This window comes from Flavobacterium sp. WG21 (assembly GCF_000335775.1).
GTDB classification, from domain to species: domain Bacteria; phylum Bacteroidota; class Bacteroidia; order Flavobacteriales; family Flavobacteriaceae; genus Flavobacterium; species Flavobacterium tructae.
The window spans coordinates 24,810-42,694 of sequence record NZ_AMYW01000018.1 but is presented as its reverse complement, the minus strand read 5'-3'; the positions used below and the strand labels follow the sequence as shown (position 1 = coordinate 42,694).

The 17,885-nt window shown below is 38.1% G+C and carries 14 protein-coding genes; 10 read left to right on the top strand and 4 right to left on the bottom strand.

Going from position 1 to position 17,885, the window contains the following annotated elements; translation table 11 throughout:
* Positions 1 to 350 precede the first annotated feature (350 nt).
* The gene (locus C245_RS0113745; protein ID WP_017497180.1) at positions 351 to 1,631 is read right to left on the bottom strand and encodes an amidohydrolase family protein; all 1,281 of its coding nucleotides are present in this window, start codon (positions 1,629 to 1,631) and stop codon (positions 351 to 353) included.
* Positions 1,632 to 1,634: 3 nt separating this feature from the next.
* A complete protein-coding gene (locus tag C245_RS0113740; RefSeq protein ID WP_017497179.1) occupies positions 1,635 to 2,690 on the bottom strand; it encodes a hypothetical protein in 1,056 nt (351 codons plus the stop codon).
* 396 nt (positions 2,691 to 3,086) lie between these two features.
* Between C245_RS0113740 and C245_RS0113735 the strand changes: the two genes are divergently transcribed.
* The 7 genes from C245_RS0113735 to C245_RS0113705 all read left to right on the top strand — a co-directional run bounded on the left by C245_RS0113735 (position 3,087) and on the right by C245_RS0113705 (position 11,215).
* Positions 3,087 to 4,013 carry a phytanoyl-CoA dioxygenase family protein gene (locus tag C245_RS0113735; protein ID WP_157495865.1) on the top strand — a complete coding sequence of 309 codons (927 nt, stop codon included), beginning with the start codon at positions 3,087 to 3,089 and terminating at the stop codon, positions 4,011 to 4,013.
* Positions 4,014 to 4,498: 485 nt separating this feature from the next.
* On the top strand, positions 4,499 to 6,886 hold the full coding sequence (locus tag C245_RS0113730; protein ID WP_017497177.1) for a TonB-dependent receptor: 2,388 nt from the start codon (positions 4,499 to 4,501) through the stop codon (positions 6,884 to 6,886).
* Positions 6,887 to 6,914: 28 nt separating this feature from the next.
* On the top strand, positions 6,915 to 7,631 hold the full coding sequence (locus tag C245_RS0113725) for an HmuY family protein (protein WP_017497176.1): 717 nt from the start codon (positions 6,915 to 6,917) through the stop codon (positions 7,629 to 7,631).
* A gap of 9 nt (positions 7,632 to 7,640) precedes the next feature.
* On the top strand, positions 7,641 to 8,426 hold the full coding sequence (locus C245_RS0113720) for an HmuY family protein (protein ID WP_017497175.1): 786 nt from the start codon (positions 7,641 to 7,643) through the stop codon (positions 8,424 to 8,426).
* A 14-nt stretch (positions 8,427 to 8,440) separates the two neighbouring features.
* Positions 8,441 to 9,187, top strand: a complete 747-nt coding sequence (locus tag C245_RS0113715) for a hypothetical protein (protein ID WP_017497174.1) — start codon at positions 8,441 to 8,443, stop codon at positions 9,185 to 9,187.
* Positions 9,188 to 9,266: 79 nt separating this feature from the next.
* On the top strand, positions 9,267 to 9,938 hold the full coding sequence (locus C245_RS0113710; RefSeq protein ID WP_017497173.1) for a hypothetical protein: 672 nt from the start codon (positions 9,267 to 9,269) through the stop codon (positions 9,936 to 9,938).
* Positions 9,939 to 10,183: 245 nt separating this feature from the next.
* Positions 10,184 to 11,215 (top strand): hypothetical protein, encoded by a 1,032-nt coding sequence (locus tag C245_RS0113705; protein ID WP_157495863.1) that lies wholly within the window; start codon positions 10,184 to 10,186, stop codon positions 11,213 to 11,215.
* Positions 11,216 to 11,301: 86 nt separating this feature from the next.
* On the opposite strand, the gene C245_RS0113700 is transcribed toward C245_RS0113705, so the two are convergent.
* Positions 11,302 to 11,865 carry a DUF417 family protein gene (locus C245_RS0113700; RefSeq protein ID WP_026110059.1) on the bottom strand — a complete coding sequence of 188 codons (564 nt, stop codon included), beginning with the start codon at positions 11,863 to 11,865 and terminating at the stop codon, positions 11,302 to 11,304.
* 86 nt (positions 11,866 to 11,951) lie between these two features.
* On the bottom strand, positions 11,952 to 12,803 hold the full coding sequence (locus C245_RS0113695; RefSeq protein WP_051041445.1) for an AraC family transcriptional regulator: 852 nt from the start codon (positions 12,801 to 12,803) through the stop codon (positions 11,952 to 11,954).
* A gap of 173 nt (positions 12,804 to 12,976) precedes the next feature.
* Here C245_RS0113695 and C245_RS0113690 point away from each other — a divergent pair, with 173 nt between their 5' ends.
* From C245_RS0113690 to C245_RS0113680, 3 genes are all read left to right on the top strand, one after another.
* A complete protein-coding gene (locus tag C245_RS0113690) occupies positions 12,977 to 13,411 on the top strand; it encodes a hypothetical protein (RefSeq protein WP_232424365.1) in 435 nt (144 codons plus the stop codon).
* Positions 13,412 to 13,635: 224 nt separating this feature from the next.
* Positions 13,636 to 14,736, top strand: coding sequence for an efflux RND transporter periplasmic adaptor subunit (locus C245_RS0113685; protein WP_017497168.1), 1,101 nt, complete (start codon positions 13,636 to 13,638; stop codon positions 14,734 to 14,736).
* 32 nt (positions 14,737 to 14,768) lie between these two features.
* On the top strand, positions 14,769 to 17,882 hold the full coding sequence (locus tag C245_RS0113680) for an efflux RND transporter permease subunit (protein WP_026110058.1): 3,114 nt from the start codon (positions 14,769 to 14,771) through the stop codon (positions 17,880 to 17,882).
* The last annotated feature ends 3 nt before the right edge of the window (positions 17,883 to 17,885 follow it).

Genomic DNA, 17,885 nt, shown 5'->3' with positions numbered 1-17,885 from the left:
TTATTTCAAACACAACAAAACTCGCTAAACTAAGCGAAGCAGAAAAGAGTATAAATACCTGATTTAAAGATAATTAATAAGAAAGAGTTTTTATAGTACAAAATCTTCTGAACCAAAATACAATTGTAAGAATTACAGTTCTTAAGGGTTGATTTCAGATCGACTCCCTGCTCTTGCCCTTTCAGAGCACTACTCCTGCTTAACTTATATCAGAGTGCGTTGCACCATGCCGGTGCTTTTGTGCTTTCAGCCTTTATTACCTCAAAAAAAACCTCCAGAATCAATTGATTCTGGAGGTTAAAAAATTTAATCTCACTTTATTAACTAAACAGTACGATTGATTAAAACCATTAAGGATAATACTTGCTCTTCAAATAATTATTGATATTATTCCTTGCCATTTGATCCCATAGCGAATTTCCATTTTGAAGCTTGGCATTCGATGCATAATTTCTAAATCCCTGCACCGCAACTTGTTCCAAGCTGTCTTTCTCCGTCATAAAATAATCGGTACCAAACAAAATTTGATTGCCATAAGATTTATTGGCCTCATCAAAAAACACTTCATAAAGCGCATTGTTTTCTTTTAAAAGACATTCTGCTACATCATATGATATATCTGTATAAACATTTTGATGCTGAGACATCAAGTTTTGTATCTGACAAAACCAGTTCTTTCTTAACACCCCGTATGGATTGATTTGATTGCTCTCTTTATTTTTTCCTTGTGTTACTTGTATTTGCTTCACTCCACCAAAATGTGCAAAACATATTTTAAGGTCTTTAATGGTATTCAACATAGACTCATACGAATGTGGCTCAAGAAAATAAGAGCAGCTACTTCTACAGCTTTTTCGGTCGTTTCCATTAAAGAGATTTCCGAACAAACCTCCTTTCTCCTCAATAAATTTCGGTACTGTATTCGGTGCTCCATGTATATTTCCAGTATACGGGTCAATGGGATTTAGATTACGTTTAATATAATCTTTATCATAATTATAAATTCCACCCAAATAATAAGTGTGTGTCATTATTGGAACACCATTGTCGGCAGCCCATTCCATGGTCTTCCTAAGTTTTGCGTCAAAAGCATAATGTCCGGTACTTGGATACATTTTTAGTCCCTGAAACGGATATACATACGTTCCGCCCACTTCGATTTTAGTTTCGAAATAACGCTCGACCGTTTTCTGAATTTCGGCTCCACTGCTTTTCCATCTTGGATCAAGTCCGAAAAAAGGCAAAATATTCGTGGGGTATTTTCTTTTGATATCAATCACTTCCTCTATTTGTCCCTCGAAACCGCTAACAGATCTGCCAACACCTAAATATTCTAAGTTTTGACATAGCGTAATAAACTGAAATGTTTCGTTAGGGTATCGGGACATTAAATCTTCAAAAATATCAGTCTGGTATTTACTTTTACCAATTTGAAGGAAGGTAGCATATCTTTTGGCCATCCCTTTATTACTGCTTGCCAACTGTCTGATCAGCCAGGCACCAAGGTCGGTGTTCGTAAAATTATCAACTCCTTTTGCCAAAAATGGAGGCATATACAATTCCAGGAAGTTTTTTGGCGCATTATTCATGGTGAATATATGCGTATGAGCATTTTTGTAATTATTTTCCATAATCTATACTTCTTTAATTACTGTTTGTGCTGTAGAAGTTGCTTTCTTCAAAATATCAAACCAAAACGGAGCTCCTAAACTTGCCGCAAAGGCCGAGATAATGATCCCCAGTATTTTAAGCAGAATACAAGAGAAGGTGAAACAATCTTTTTCTGAACTGCTTTTCACATCGGCACATTGCGCTTTTTTCCACCCAATAGGCAAATCTAAGTTGGTTTTTAAACTATCTATTTGTTTGGATAAACCCTTAATATCTTTTTTGGTTGAATTTAGGGCTGCAGTATCAGTTGCTGTAGCTTGTCCCGGCGTACCATATTTTGCGCTGAGTACTTCTAATTGCATCTTGTTCTTCGTATAATAATCAATCATGGCGGTTCTTGCCGTTGGATTAGTATCATAATACTTGAACAAAACGATACTGTCAATATTAATGATACAGCTCACCAGAAGCCCGATAATAAACAAGCGCTTTCTGGAGAGTTTTTTATACCATACACTGGTTCGGTCACTAAACTGATCAAACCAAATGGTGACTTCTTTAATCAATTCTTCATAAAGGACCTTTTCTACCGTCCCATTTACCGAACCGGAAGCTCTAATTTTGGCTTTGTTCATGGCATTTTTCAGCATCAGAATCAAATCACTTTGTCCTAAATAAGTAATCGCAAATTCAAAATTATTCAGCAGGTCATTGCTGTACTTCTTCTCATGATTTACCTCATCGTCCTGTAACAGTATTTTGGCCGCCTGAGCATTTGCAACCGTATCCACCAGCACTTCTGCGAGAGTTTTGGAAGTAATTTCGGTTGGAGGTGCTTTTTCCGATTTCGTCAATAATCTGATATTGCTGTTGTTGTACATTAACAATCCCCAATTGATCTGATTGGAAAAATCAAATAGCTTTTCAATAATTTTACTTCTGAAAAACCGACCTCTTTCACTTTTTATTTGTACCGTTAGTTCAAGAATCATACTGCACAATAAGGCAAATAACGCCCAGCTTATGATCAGTGAAATAGCGACCTGAACAATAGTGGAGGAAAAAAAACTGATGTCCATTATCTCTGAATTTTAAGTTTTGCTTACTCTTTAAAGGATTTTTAGCATACTCCTTATTGGATGACCTTGGAAAGTAAAAATTCAGCTCTTAACTATGAAAATAGCTAAAAAACTTAGCCGCTTACATTCCATTTATTAGCCCGTAAACTCCCAACAAGTATAAGCAAAAAAGCACAATTATTAATAAGTAAATACACCTGTTTTAGTATGTCTGATGTCATAATTTAAAATCCGATATCTTTATTTTGTTCTTTAACGGAGCGTGACTATAAAAATGTGAGATGTAAGATACAAACCATAAACTAAAGATAAAAACACGTATTTTTACTTTTAGCAGACCGCTCTAAATACCTTACTTTTGAAAGTATTGATTTATAAATGATAAAACCTACCGAAATGACAGACTCACTAACTGTTCTTGAAAAGTTATGGAAACGCACTTTACAGCCGGACGGTTCAACCGTTCAGACTGATGACGAAACCTGGAATGCAGAAATTAAGGCTTTGTTCCAATTGGGTATTGGTATGGAAGACACTTTACAGTATTTGTATTTTGAAAAACCTGATTTTGATACTTTTAAAATATGGATCAGTAACAGAAAACGAAATATCAATTATGAATCTGAAGGTATTACCACTGATGTTCTCTCACAGGAAGATCTCGAATTCTGGAATGAAAACGGTTATGTGGTTCTAAAAAATGCTATTTCGGAGAAAGATTGTGAAGATACACAACGTGCCATTTGGGATTTTCTGCAAATGGATCCTTTTAAAGAAGAAACCTGGTACGAAAGACACGAAGATCAAAAAGGCCTAATGCTTAATTTTTCAGATCATGAGACTTTAAACCGAAACCGTTTTTCAACGAAAATTAGAAAAGCTTACGAACAGCTTTACAACACTGACCAGATTTATAAAACTATCGATAAAGTAAGTTTCAACCCTCCGGAAACCAGAGATTTTACCTTCTTGGGAAGTCCGCTTCACTGGGACATGAGTTTAAGACAGCCCATTCAGTTTGAAATACAGGGACTACTCTACCTCACCGACTGCGGACCAGAAGATGGTGCTTTTCATTGTGTTCCCGGATTTCATAACAAAATAGACGATTGGTTAAACAACCTTGATCCGAATGTCAATCCCAGAGAAGAAGCTATCAAAACATTGAAGTCGGAGCCCGTGCTCGGAAAAGCAGGTGATTTTATCATCTGGAACAGTGCATTGCCTCATTGTGCCACACCTAATAAAGGTCAGAACCCACGCATGGTGCAGTATCTTACCTATTTACCAAACGATCACAATATTGCAGGAGAATGGATATAGACGTTTTCTCCTAATGGCAACCTCGCTAATCTCATTTCATTTCGAAATGAGATTTTTTTTTAACTCTATTGTCAACAGAACAGCTCAGCTGTCACACCATTCAAAATCCAAAACAGATAGTATTTAAAATTTTCAAAAGCTATTTTCTATTGTTTTAAGACGATTTTGTACTAACGGGCACTTAAATCACCCGAAGAAGTCACCGTATTTTATGCTTTTTCACCTCTTTTATTTTGTTAAATTTTTCTTAAATACAGAACTTAACTTACTTATTCGTTAAATATCTAAAAGACTAATAAACAATTAGCTAAAACCTTTTAGCTGAAGTTTAAATTCACATTGATAATCTTTTACCTACTTAATTTCTATCCATTCTGTAAAAAAAATACTATTACTATATTATTAATTATTATTTTTACACAGTCTAAATAAGAATAGTGATATAATAATCCTCTTATTCCTTTAGACAATGGATAACACAAAGAATGAAAAACAAAAATACCAACGCCTCTGTCCAAAAAACAATACTAACTTGTTTGCTTGTTTTGTATATAAGTTTTGTTCAGGCTCAAAACAGTTCCGATTTTAGCGGTTTTGTCTATCATGCCGGAAATCCGCTTCCAAAGGTTCTCGTAACACTGGAGTCTTCAGGCAAGTCAGTAGTATCAGATCGTACAGGGTACTTTTCATTTAGCGGTGTATCCAATGGAACCTACAACATCAGAATCACCACTATGGGATTTAAAGATTACATCCGACAGATTGTTTTGAATGGCTCCGCTATGAAGCCACTGCACATTACTATGGAGCCGGGTATTGATCTGAATGAAGTAAGCGTAAAAGGCCGTTCCAAAAAGAATAATCCTGAAAGTCTTGTCAATGCTCAGTATAGTGCGATGCCCGTAACCATAATTGATCGTAAAACCATAGAACTAATGGGCAGCCGAAGACTTGATGAGGTTTTAAAAGAGCAAACCGGAATCGCAATTGTCAACAATATTAGTGGTGGAGCACGATCTGTAGGCGTTCAAATGCAGGGCTTTGGCAGCGAATACATCATGGTCCTTATTGACGGTCAGCCTATGGTTGGACGCAACAATGGTAATTTCGATCTTTCGAGAATCAGTGTGTCTAACATAGAACGTATTGAGATCATAAAAGGAGCATCTTCCAGTCTTTACGGCAGTGAAGCGTTGGGCGGTACCATTAATATTATTACCCGACACGGCGTAGTTGATCCGCAGCTACAGACTTCTGTAAGTTATGGTTCATTGAACATTCTTGATGCCACTGTAGAAGGTGAAACTCCATTCGCACAAAATAAAGGAACCGCCAATATAGCGGCAAATTATTATCGAACCGACGGTTTTAATACCAATTCAAAATACATTAAAGGCACCACTTCTCCACCCTACGACAATTATAGCTTACAGGGAAGATCACGCTATCAAACCGGTGCTGAAAGTTATTTAAATTTAAGCGGTCGTTACGGTCTGCGACGTTCTTTTATGCAAAAGGATTTTGGTCTTGGACACATTTCCGGAGATCATCAGGACGAGCAGGATCTTAACCTTTCACTTTCGCTCGATCACCGTTTCAATAGTAACTTAAGAAGCATTACGCGATACTACCTCACTCATTATACTGCCGATATGAGTGTGGCCTGGCAGCAAAGCAATAATGCTGTTAGTCAGGATGTTTTTAAACAGACGCTTCACCGCGTAGAACAACAATTCTCCTACAGCAATAATAATTCATACCAGCTTGTTGGCGGGATTGGCGGAAGTCTGGAGAATATGAACGATAAATCGCTGAATGGGGTCAATTCTCTACAGACTTTTTTCTCTTATGTTCAGGGCGAATGGTCTCCTGTTCAGAAAGTAAAAGCTGTAGGCGGACTCCGTTACGATCACACTACTAATTTTGGCGGAAGACTCAATCCCAGTTTTGGATTACAATACTTCATTACCCCTAAACTGACTTTTAAAACAGGTATCGGAACAGGATTTAAAGCTCCTGATTTTAAAACCAATTATCTGGTGTTCTTTAATCCTAACGGAAATTATCTGGTTATTGGTAATGCGGTTCTCGCTCCTACACTACAGCAGTTAAAAGAGGACGGTCAGATTAGCGAAATCAGGCAATATGTGCTCAATCAAACTGCAGGAAATCTTCAGGCCGAAAAAAGTACTTCGTACAATGCAGGGTTAGTTTTGGAACCTTCCAAAAAGTTTAAAATAGAAGGAAATCTTTTTTATCATAAAATAACCAATCAAATTAATAGCATTCAGGTCGCTACAGGAACCAATAATCAAATTATTTATACGTATCAAAACCTGCCGAAAGCTGTTAACAAAGGATTTGAAATTGCTTTAAAACTCAGTCCGATAAAAAATCTGGAAATAAGCGCCGGTTATCAATATTTAATTGCTAAAGATCTTAGTATCAAAGACAGTATCAGTGCAGGTAAATGGCCTTATAGCCAAAACATACATGATCCTGCAACCGGAAATTCGTATAAACCCCGTCCGTCTGATTACTGGGGTATCGAAAATCGTTCCCGCCACATGGCCAATACCTCTATTTTCTATCGCTACAATCCGTGGAAACTTAATGCAAATATCAGGGTTAATTTTAGAGGTAAGTATCCTTTCGGAGATCGAAACGGCAATCAATTCATTGACCAATACGACATTTTTGTGAAGGATTATTGGCTTACTAATGCCAGTATAGAAAAACAACTGTTAAAAGACCATCTCAGTATTCGATTTACAGCTGATAATATTTTCAACTACACCGATCCGCTAATGCCCGGACAGCCCGGAAGAATAGTACTTGCCGGCATAAGCTATCGTTTTTTTAAAGATCAATAAAACTATAATTTACATTAAATATTTCATCATGATAACAAATCATATATTCAAAAAATGGCCTTTAGTACTACTTATTGTAGGTATGAATTTTATTTCCTGCAGCAGTACTGACGAAAATCCTACAGCCACTCTGACGGATGGCAAAAGCACCATAGTTTCAGATCTTGCCGGAGATACCGGAGCTGCTATGAGCAGTGACACAAAGGGCAAGGAAAAAAGAGGGTTTCATACTTTTCTTTTTCGCTTTAGCGATCAGAAACAAATCTGGCTGCATACAAAAGCAGATTCTTTACAATTCATGAAAACAAACGACTGGGACATTGCTTTTACAGGGCCTTACAATAGTGAAGTTTTTATAAACAATACAAAATACCAATACAATCCCGGTTACGGTGGTCCGGCAAAAAATACAGCGGTAGTGTTATTGAAAGAGGCTTATAAAAATGTCAATCAGGCGCCTTCAGATACTGATTTTAACAACAGTGAAGTCACTAAAATTGGATGGTCTTCCTCTGAAAGCTCTACAGGTTGGTTTTATTACAGCCTGAGCAGTCATATCATGCAGGCTATTCCGGATCGTACTTACGTGCTGCGTCTGCCTAATGGAAAATATGCAAAGCTACAACTCATAAATGCTTACAAAGGCAATCCCCCTGCTGTAACTGATTTAAACTGGCCTGCTCCCTATTTTACTTTCAAATACTTTGTACAGCAGGACGGGAGTAAAAATTTAAATACCAATTAATTTAATAACATGACAAAAATCAAAACCCTAACCCAAAAAATGCCCGGAATCCTACTGGCCGTTTTTCTTCTAACCGTTTTGTTTACAGCCTGCTCAGCAGACGAAAATAAGGCAACCGATCCGAAAACCGAAATTCCTTCAACAGGTTTATTTTATAAAGTAATACAGGTAAAAAACTATCAAGGGAGTACTTCTGATGCAAATCCTACTGCTCCTTCAGCAACACTTTATTACAGTCTTGAAGAAAACAAAGCTGTAGAGGGATCTTATAAAAAAACCCGAAAATGGGATCTGGCTTTTGGCGGACTTTACGCGAGCTTTTTATCCGGAAACAATGGCAGCAACTCACAAAACAACGGCTCTCTTGCGGGAGGTATAGGTGGAATCACGATTGTAGCCAAACCTTTTAATGAAGTTATCGATATTCCTGCAGACAGTCAGTTTAAAACCGGAATTGACCTTATTGGTACTGATGACGCGGGCTCATTTGGAAACGGAACAGGATGGTACTTGTATGATTTTGGAGGTGAAGTGGTATCGGATGGAAAGAATCCGCAGAAAGCACACGTGGCCTATGCACTTGGGGAATCGCTTAAAATTGCAAACGGTACTGTAATTCCGGCCAGAACGATTATCCTGAAAACCGCTAACGGTAATTACGCAAAAATCAAAATGATATCTGTTTATAAAGATGTATACAGCGCTAAGGATTGGTTTAAAGACACCCCGCACATGTATTACACTTTTGAATATGTAATGGTACCGGCGGGAAGTACCAAATTTGAAATCCGATAACCAATTTAATTCACATGAATACTAAAATTACCCCATTAAAAACAAACTTATTCACTTCAGCTTTTACCCTACTTACTCTGTTAACGGGATGCAGCAGTGAGGAAGAAAGATGGACAGATGTAAAAGAAGCACCGATTACAGAAATAGTTACCGGTCTGGATGCTAAAAGAATTGTATCTTTTCGTGTAACCAATCCGGGCACCACTCAGGCCATTCATAGTGCTGTAAATAATCTCAAGAAGACCATTACAGTTTACCTGCCTTCCTATTATGAGTATCAATATCTTGAAGCTGCCATAACATTACCGGCAAATACCACTATTTCTCCTGCCGCAAAAGAACTTATACCTGTTTTTAGCAAAACTCCGGTAACCTATACCACAAAAGCGGCAGATGGAACAACAGCGGTTTACACGGTGAATGTTGTCATACAACAGCCTAAATTAGTCGTAAATGAAGTGTCAAGTCCAACAGAAACTTTCTCGATTAGTACTGATAGTCCGCTTACGGTAAAAGGGCAAAACTTCCTGCCGTCTTATGAGGTGACAAAAGTGTTTGTGGTAGACGCGCAAGGCAACAAAAAATGGCAAATGAAACAATACAATGAAGGTTTGGATATTGGAAATTTTTATGTCATGTATGTTTTTGCAGATGCTGCCAATACAACTATACCACTTAAACCTGATACTGATTACTGGTTAATGATGGAAAGTTACAATCTGTCAGCTACCATGAAATATCCGTTCAGGATCACCAATTAAATTTAAGAAAATAAAAAATGCCTGTTTACACTGCGAGGGTAATGAAAGAAGCCAATTAATCTATCAAATATAAATCATTATGAAAAAAATAATTCTATCAATTTTAGCAGTGGCTGCTATTTCATTTACATCTTGTAGTACTGACGAACAAAATGCCGAAACACAAGCGGTAGCAAAAGAACAATCGCAAGGATCAAATTTAACTAAGAAATCTGCTTTAGCTCTTTGTACAGTTACTTCTACCTCTGTTACGGTAAACAGAACTGCTGCACCATCTTCTACCTATACGAACTGGACTCCTGTTGCGGCTGCAATTGGAGGTGTTAACGTTCAATGGGAAGGTATTTACGGAGGTTCAATCCGTCCGGTAGGTAATGCCGGTAAATGGTATGTGGGTACTGTTAACTTAAATCAGACTTGTGATGACTGGGATAGCTGGAACTCTGCTATTGTAGTTAAAAACGCATCTGGTAACGTAGGTACTTCACCGGCAGATCCGTACAATGTTTTAGGATACAACGGAACTATATCCGGAGCAAATTATGGCTTAGGATACTACTCTTACAACATCCTTACACATGTTATGACTCCTGCAAAAGCTATTGTAATCTGGAGAACTAATTCTGGTACAAATTCACAATCAGTTACGAGTCCTGCATCAGCATTAGAAGCTTACCTGGTTAAGGTAACCAGCATTACTCCAGGATCTTCAAACAGTACTGTAAACTATAACTGGACTCAGGTAAAATAATTAACAACAGCGTAAAAAAGAACATGGGAGCACGAAATAGATAAAAGTAACTGCAGCAAATGCTGACCGGCGATCGACTGCAAAATACCCTATTCCCTAAATCATTCCCCCATGACCACAAACGGCTCTGTAAAATTACCGTAAGCATTGTAAAACAGGCATTTTAAAAAATAATAGCCCGCTTATTCAATAAGTAGCAAAACTAATAAATAAAATCAAGTAAAAATTACATAGACAACACAATCATGACTAAAAGAATACATAATCCTGTCTTTTTATACCAAATGACCCTGCTTTTTATGGCATTGGCATGTGTTTCGTGCGAAACGGAGTATATCGACAAGGTAAATACTATTCCGGCCGATGTTATAAAAGTTCCGGGTTACACCCATATTGAATCTTTTACCATCAAGGATACTGAAAATAATGCGATTAGTGCAGCTCTGACTGAGGAAAATATAGTAATTACCTGGAGCAATCATATAACACTTCCTGAAACGGTTAAACCGGAAATCATTCTGGGTACCGAGGCTACTATCGCTCCGGCATCTGGTGCAGAGGTCGCTTTTAAAGACGGTACTGTTTATACCGTTACATCAAAAGCAGGTACTACAAAAAAATATACCCTAAAAATAGATTTCAGACAAAAGGAACCGCGAACATGGACTTCAACTCAGGAAGAACCGTTAGCCAAAGGTTTTATGGCAAAAATGACCAATCGTGGTACGAGCGATCCGGCGATCATCAATGATTTATGGATGAGTCTTAAAGATACCAGAGTTTACTTTGTATCTGTTGCCGATCAAAAAACAGAATACACAGCAGAAATCGTGTACTTAGGCAACGGTGAAACTGCGGCGCCTTTTCTTGAATATGGAGTATATTACTTTCTTCCGGAAAATATGCCGCTGGGATTATATGATCTTCGTATTAAAAATGGAGCTTACACCCTTCAGAATGCCAGTGTAGAAAACAGATTTAAGATTGAAGTAACAGAACCTGACTATTTCAAAACAGAGAGATTTGGTTTTCCAACTACAAAACGTTCAGGAGAAACTCTTGAAGTACGAGGCGGTTTATTAAATGAACTTACTGCAGTAGAAATTTACAATACCAGTAACACTGCTGTCACCTATCCTTTAGAAATTGTAAGTCTTACTTCTTATAAAGCTGTACTGAAAATTCCGGCCGCAGTTCCTGTCGGAGCTTACAACAGAATGAGATTTAAAAGAGGTGCTGCAACCTCAAATCTAAGTTATGCCGTAACTGTGCAATAGTTTTAAAGCTTTAATAATTGAAAATGCAAAAGCCTTTAGCTGCCCTGAGCGCTAAAGGCTTTTTTAGTATTACTTGATTTAGTTTTTTAAGACTGTCTCTTGAGATACAATGCGGCCGACTCGCTCATCGTAATTAAGGAAGCTCCCAAAATCACAATGTCTTTTAGAACCAGACGCCCTCTGCCTGACAAATAAGGAAAGCCATATTGCTCATCCGTTAAATGCGGCACCCAACTTTCGGGTGTAGTTACTAAAAAAGATAATGTCCCTATAGTCAGTATAAAAACCAATATACTTCCGATCAGACTTGCCAAAGGTGCCCATTGATGAATCGCTACCAGAATCCCTATTCCGATTAACAAAATTCCAAGTCCATTGGCAAACCCATACGTATTGTTGGCGATCTGCCATTCGTGGTTTTCGGTAACCAGCTCCCCTTCTTTATTGACAAATTCCTTGTACTCAGAGGGCTGATTGTAAAAGAAAGACATAAAAGGGCTGTTAGCTACAAAAGGTACGATTCCGTCTGCTTCGTAGGTAAAGAACTTAAGTCCGCCAATCCATAAAAAAACAATTACGATTCCGGCACGTACTGCTTTTTTTCCCAACTGATCTAAATTTGCAATTGTATTCAAAATGGTATTTTTCATTGCTGTAGTTTTTAAATTTTTTGTTTTTAAATAACACAGCAAAACTACCTTTCGAAGGTTTGGCAAAGAATGGACGAAAAAGGATATTAACTAGACAAATCTGCCACAATTGAAATTCCGGTTGTTTTTCGAAAGGTTTGCGGAGAAATGTTTGTTCTTTTTTTAAAGACCCTGCTAAAATAGTATTCGTCCTGAAATTTCAAAGCAAAAGCAATTTCTTTAATACTCATTCTGGTCAGGTGCAGGTGTTTCTTAGCTTCAAGAATTTGTCGTTCCTGAATCATTTGCGTTGGAGTTTTATGGAAGCGTTTTCTGCATTGCTTGGTAAAATTATTAGAAGTCATCGCTAATAAGGACGCATAATCACTTGGTTTGTGAAGGGTCAGAAAATGCTCCTCCAAAAGTAGCCTAAACTGATCCATTTTTTCATCTTTTTGAAGTTCCTGCTTCTCGATGCTGTTCATTTTGATACTGCTCGATTTGGCTAAGAACAACTGAATATAAGCTCTCAATACAATCTCGGAAGGAGTTTCCTGCTTTAGTTCATCTGTAATCTGATCCATTAATTGTGCATATAATTGATGCTGGTCAACAGTTAATGGTATAGAAGGCTCTAAATAAATATTATTGAAAAGTAAGCCATTACAAGCAACTTCATTTCTATGATATTCAATACAATAGAAGTCGCCATGAAATTGTAAAACACTATATTTAAGAGGTTTATTTTCTTTTATATAAATAGATTGTTGAGGTGTTGAGAACAAAAGAACCGGGCCTCTAAAATGAAAAGAGGCAAAATCAGCATGAAAAATTCCCTCGCCTTCACTAACGAACAAAACAGTATACTCGCTAAACTGAACAGGTTTATTCAAAACAAAATGTTCTGATTGATCTGTTCCTAATAAAAATGTGCCCTGTTGGGAGAATACTTTATTCATTTCAATAATTTTAGTGCTTCTTTCTCTTTTTACAAAATTAAGAATGAATTCTGTTTTTATAACATCAAGCCTCTGTAAAACCATCCTAAAAATGAATAGTGTCTTTCCGGAATGTTATCCTATCCTCAATTTTTAATATTTTCTTAAAATTTTAAGAATCCTTTATTTTGCAAATGCCTATATTTGACCCATATCAAATAGAAGTTGTCTTTACAGACGACAAGCTACAATTCTTTACTGCATACATGAAACCATTAAAGTTCATAGGTATTATTTTGCTGTTCTTACTCCCTTTTTTAAGTGGAGGAGAATCTGGTAAACATACTGCTGAACTTACGATTTGTCAGCTTCAGGAAAACTTCACTGCTTCAGAAGTACCTCAATTTTCGTCTTCCGCTTTGGTTAGTCCCAAAGATCTTGACATTCATTTCATTGTCAAAAAGAAAATCAAACACCGTGCTACAACTTCAGACAGCAGTACTTTAAAAACACCGTACTATACCAAATTAGTACCATTCAGAATTTTCAAAAATCGCTTAATTTATGGTATGGCCACTGTCTACCAGATTCAGCGTCATACCCATCTGCACCTGTACCAGTTATTCTAGGTCATAATCCGTTTCATTTTTATATTCCTCTTATGCAATGCACTTTCTGTGTTTTATTGTAAAAGACAGCTTGTGATATAAAAATATTTTATCCAAACGTTACTGCTCTCTAAAAGCAGTAGTCGTTACAATATCCCTTATTTAATATTTAAATTATTCACGACTCCCTGCAAATCAATGTTGGGGAGCACCTTCATTTATATACCCCTATTTAAAAATTCATTATGAACACTACAAAAAATCAATTCTTGTTAATTGTTTTATCTGTTTTATTTCTGAGCTCTTGTGGAGATAAAACCAAAAAAGAGACTTCGAAAATCAAGACACTGCCTGTCTACAAAGTCACCTTGCAGGACACGATCGTTTCTAACCGTTTTGTGGCTGATGTGCACGCCAAAAACAATGTAGAAATACACGTTCGCATTCCCGGATTACTGGATAAGGTTTATGTGAGCGAAGGACAAAAGGTACATAAAGGACAACTGCTCTTTAAAATTAGTGATGTCGAGCTACAAATACAATTACTAAAAGCTCAGGCCGTCTACAAAAGTACCATGGCAGACCTTAGAATTGCCACAGTCGAGCTTGAGCAGGCACAAACCCTGTTTAACAAGAAAGTAATCGCCGATAAAGAACTGGAACTTTCTAAAGCCAAATATGAAGCCGCTTCTGCCAAAGTTGCCCATGCAGTTGCCGAACGTAAAGCAATTAATCAGCAGATTAGTTTCACCACTATCAGAGCTCCTTTTGACGGAACGATCGATCGTATCCCGTTCAAAGAAGGCAGTCTTGTAGAGAATGGCTCTCTACTGACAACCGTTTCTCAACTGGATGATATCTACGCTTACTTCTCAATCCCTGAAAATATCTATTTCCAAATGATGACCGACAAAAGCCTGAACAAACCTGGAGGCGATATTACATTAGAATTACCAAATGGGGTCGTTTACAACCAAAAAGGCGAATTAAGAACTGCCGACGGTGAAATTGACCGACAAACAGGTTCTATTCAGTATAAAGCAAAATTTCATAATCCGCAAGGTTTTATCAAACACGGAACATCGGGAAAACTAATTATATCAGAACCTAAAAAGAATGTGATTCTAATTCCACAGAAAGCTGTTTTTTCGATTCAGGACAAACAGTTTGTATTTCTCGTGAACAAAGAAGGAATTGTAAAAATGACCAACATTAGTATTGGAAGTACGCTTGACGATGTGTTTATCCTCAACAAAGGATTAAAAAGTGATGACCTAATTGTACAAGAAGGAACTCAATCACTGCGGGACGGTGACAAAATTAACATCCAAAACGCAAGCTTATAGTTCCTTATTAATTAGTATCAAAAAAATATAAAATGATAGAGTTATTTATCAAACGAAAAATACTATCGCTAATCATTTCGGTTATGATAGTGCTCCTTGGTATACTGGCCTTGTTTCAGTTGCCTATTACACAATTTCCTGATATTGTTCCGCCATCTGTAACGGTAACGGCTAAATATACAGGAGCCAATGCCGAAGTTTCGGCCAATGCCGTCGCACTGCCCTTGGAGCGCGCTATTAATGGTGTTCCCGGTATGACCTACATGTCAACGGTCACTTCAAACGACGGTCTGACGCTGATACAAGTCTTTTTTGAAGTCGGAACCGATCCGGATCTCGCAGCCGTAAACGTTCAAAACCGTGTGACTACTATACTCGATGAGTTGCCGGAAGAGGTAATTCGTGCCGGAGTAACGACCGAGAAAGAGGTGAACAGTATGCTAATGTATCTGAACATTACGAGTACGGATAAAACTCAGGACGAGCAATTTATCTTTAACTTCACCGATATCAACATTCTACAAGAACTAAAACGTATTGATGGTGTTGGAAGGGCTGAAATTATGGGACAAAAAGAATACTCAATGCGGGTATGGCTTGATCCTCAAAAAATGCTCTCTTATGCTATATCAGCAAATGAGGTAATTGCTTCTCTTCAAAAACAAAACATCTCTGCTGCACCCGGTAAAGTAGGTGAAGGTTCCGGACAATTGGACAATCAGCTTCAATATGTGATCAAATACGGAGGAAAATTCTACGAACCCAAACAGTATGAAGAAATTCCGATTCGTGCTAATTCAGATGGAACCATCCTAAAATTAAAGGATATCTCTAAGATCGAATTTGGATCGATGAGTTACGGAATGGTTTCTAAAACCGATGGTAAACCTTCGGCTTCTATTATGCTAAAACAACGTCCGGGTTCAAATGCTTCTGAAGTAATTGCCAGCGTAAAAGAAAAGATGGCCGAACTTCAAAAGACTTCGTTCCCTCCCGGAATGGATTACAATATTGCTTACGATGTATCGCGCTTTCTGGACGCATCGATCGATGAGGTTTTAAAAACACTCGTCGAAGCCTTTATTCTGGTAGCCTTTGTAGTTTTCATTTTCCTGCAAGACTGGCGCTCTACTTTAATACCGGTTTTAGCCGTACCAGTAGCGCTTATTGGTTCGTTTGCTTTCATGTCGATGATGGGCTTTTCGATCAACCTGCTAACCTTATTTGCTTTAGTTCTATCGATCGGAATTGTGGTCGACAACGCCATTGTAGTAGTCGAAGCCGTCCATGTTAAAATTTCCGAAGAACATATGGCTCCACTTCCGGCAACAATAAGTGCCATGAAAGAAATTACGGGAGCTGTTATTGCCATAACCATAGTAATGAGTGCTGTGTTTATTCCTGTTGCCTTTCTTAGCGGTCCAGTTGGAGTTTTCTACAGACAGTTCTCTTTAACCATGGCGATTAGTATTGTAATCTCAGGAATCAATGCACTTACTTTAACTCCTGCGCTCTGTGCTATTTTGCTTAAACCTCATAATCCGGACGAGAAGAAGACTTCTTTACTGAATCGTTTCTTCGACGGTTTTAATAAATGGTTTGATAATGTAACCGCAGGTTATATCAGAATACTGGCCAAATTTGCAGACCGTACTACCGTTACAGCCGGATTATTGGTTTTATTCTGTCTGCTTACCTGGGGAACCAGCAAATTTGTTCCGGGTGGTTTTATTCCTTCTGAAGATCAAGGGATGGTTTATGTAAGTGTGACTACACCTCAGGGCGCCACTGTAGAACGTACTGAAAAAGTACTGGATGAGGTTACCCGATTAGCCAAAGAAATTAAAGGTGTCGACAACGTGACCACTCTTGCCGGATACAGTATTGTAACCGAAATTGCAGGAGCTTCTTACGGAATGGGAATGATCAATTTGAAAGACTGGAACGATCGCGATATCTCGGTAAACGAATTTATCACCAAACTGGGAGAGAAAACAAAGAACATTTCTGATGCTCAGATTGAGATTTTTGCACCGCCAACGGTACCCGGTTTTGGAAATACGAGTGGTTTTGAACTTCGCTTACTGGACAAATCCGGGGGAACGATTACTAATACCGATGCCGTAACTAAAAATTTCATCAAGGAACTAAATGCTTCGCCTGAAATACAAAACTCTTTTACCAGTTTTGATGCTACTTTCCCCCAATATTTAATTCATATTGATTACGATCAGGCTGCCAAAAAAGGAGTTTCGGTAGACAATGCCATGTCGACTCTGCAAACGATGCTGGGTTCTTTTTATGCCACCAATTTTATTCGTTTCTCACAAATGTATAAAGTAATGGTTCAGGCCAGTCCTCAATTTAGGAAGAATCCCGAAAGTATTCTGGATATGTACCTTAAGAATGATGCCGGCGAAATGGTTCCGTTCTCTACTTTCATCAAACTGGAACGTGTGTACGGTCCCGAAGTTTTAACCCGATACAACATGTACATGTCGGCTATGATCAACGGAGAACCTGCTGACGGATATAGCTCCGGTGAGGCAATTGCCGCTGTAGAGAAAATCGCTGCCGAAAAACTTCCGAGCAGGTTTGAACTGGAATGGTCGGGTATGACGCGTGAAGAAATTCTGTCCGGCAATCAGACGATTTACATTTTTGCTTTATGTATACTGTTTGTCTATTTACTTCTTGCTGCCCAATACGAAAGTTTACTGCTTCCGTTTCCGGTACTTTTAAGTTTACCTGTAGGGGTGTTCGGATCGTATCTAGCGCTTTTAATGGTTGGACTCGACAATAACATTTATGCTCAGGTAGCACTCGTCATGCTGATCGGATTACTCGCCAAAAATGCCATTCTGATTGTAGAGTTTGCAATGGCGCAAAACAAAATCGGACGAGATATTACCGAGGCTGCCATCGAAGGAGCGCGACTGCGTTTCCGACCTATTTTAATGACTTCTTTTGCTTTTATTTCAGGACTGATTCCTTTATGTATCGCCTCGGGTGCGGGAGCCGTTGGTAACCGATCGATTGGTACCGCAGCCGCCGGAGGAATGTTCATCGGAACGGTGTTTGGACTTGTTATCATACCGGGTCTTTATATACTGTTTGCCAAATTTGAAAAAGCACTGAAAAAATAAATA

What these genes read in the sequence shown, in the direction of transcription:
- C245_RS0113745 (WP_017497180.1), bottom strand. Translation starts at nt 1,631, where the DNA reads ATGGAAAATAATTACAAAAATGCTCATACGCATATATTCACCATGAAT.
- C245_RS0113740 (WP_017497179.1), bottom strand. Translation starts at nt 2,690, where the DNA reads ATGGACATCAGTTTTTTTTCCTCCACTATTGTTCAGGTCGCTATTTCA.
- C245_RS0113735 (WP_157495865.1), top strand. Translation starts at nt 3,087, where the DNA reads ATGACAGACTCACTAACTGTTCTTGAAAAGTTATGGAAACGCACTTTA.
- C245_RS0113730 (WP_017497177.1), top strand. Translation starts at nt 4,499, where the DNA reads ATGAAAAACAAAAATACCAACGCCTCTGTCCAAAAAACAATACTAACT.
- C245_RS0113725 (WP_017497176.1), top strand. Translation starts at nt 6,915, where the DNA reads ATGATAACAAATCATATATTCAAAAAATGGCCTTTAGTACTACTTATT.
- C245_RS0113720 (WP_017497175.1), top strand. Translation starts at nt 7,641, where the DNA reads ATGACAAAAATCAAAACCCTAACCCAAAAAATGCCCGGAATCCTACTG.
- C245_RS0113715 (WP_017497174.1), top strand. Translation starts at nt 8,441, where the DNA reads ATGAATACTAAAATTACCCCATTAAAAACAAACTTATTCACTTCAGCT.
- C245_RS0113710 (WP_017497173.1), top strand. Translation starts at nt 9,267, where the DNA reads ATGAAAAAAATAATTCTATCAATTTTAGCAGTGGCTGCTATTTCATTT.
- C245_RS0113705 (WP_157495863.1), top strand. Translation starts at nt 10,184, where the DNA reads ATGACTAAAAGAATACATAATCCTGTCTTTTTATACCAAATGACCCTG.
- C245_RS0113700 (WP_026110059.1), bottom strand. Translation starts at nt 11,865, where the DNA reads ATGAAAAATACCATTTTGAATACAATTGCAAATTTAGATCAGTTGGGA.
- C245_RS0113695 (WP_051041445.1), bottom strand. Translation starts at nt 12,803, where the DNA reads ATGAATAAAGTATTCTCCCAACAGGGCACATTTTTATTAGGAACAGAT.
- C245_RS0113690 (WP_232424365.1), top strand. Translation starts at nt 12,977, where the DNA reads ATGCCTATATTTGACCCATATCAAATAGAAGTTGTCTTTACAGACGAC.
- C245_RS0113685 (WP_017497168.1), top strand. Translation starts at nt 13,636, where the DNA reads ATGAACACTACAAAAAATCAATTCTTGTTAATTGTTTTATCTGTTTTA.
- C245_RS0113680 (WP_026110058.1), top strand. Translation starts at nt 14,769, where the DNA reads ATGATAGAGTTATTTATCAAACGAAAAATACTATCGCTAATCATTTCG.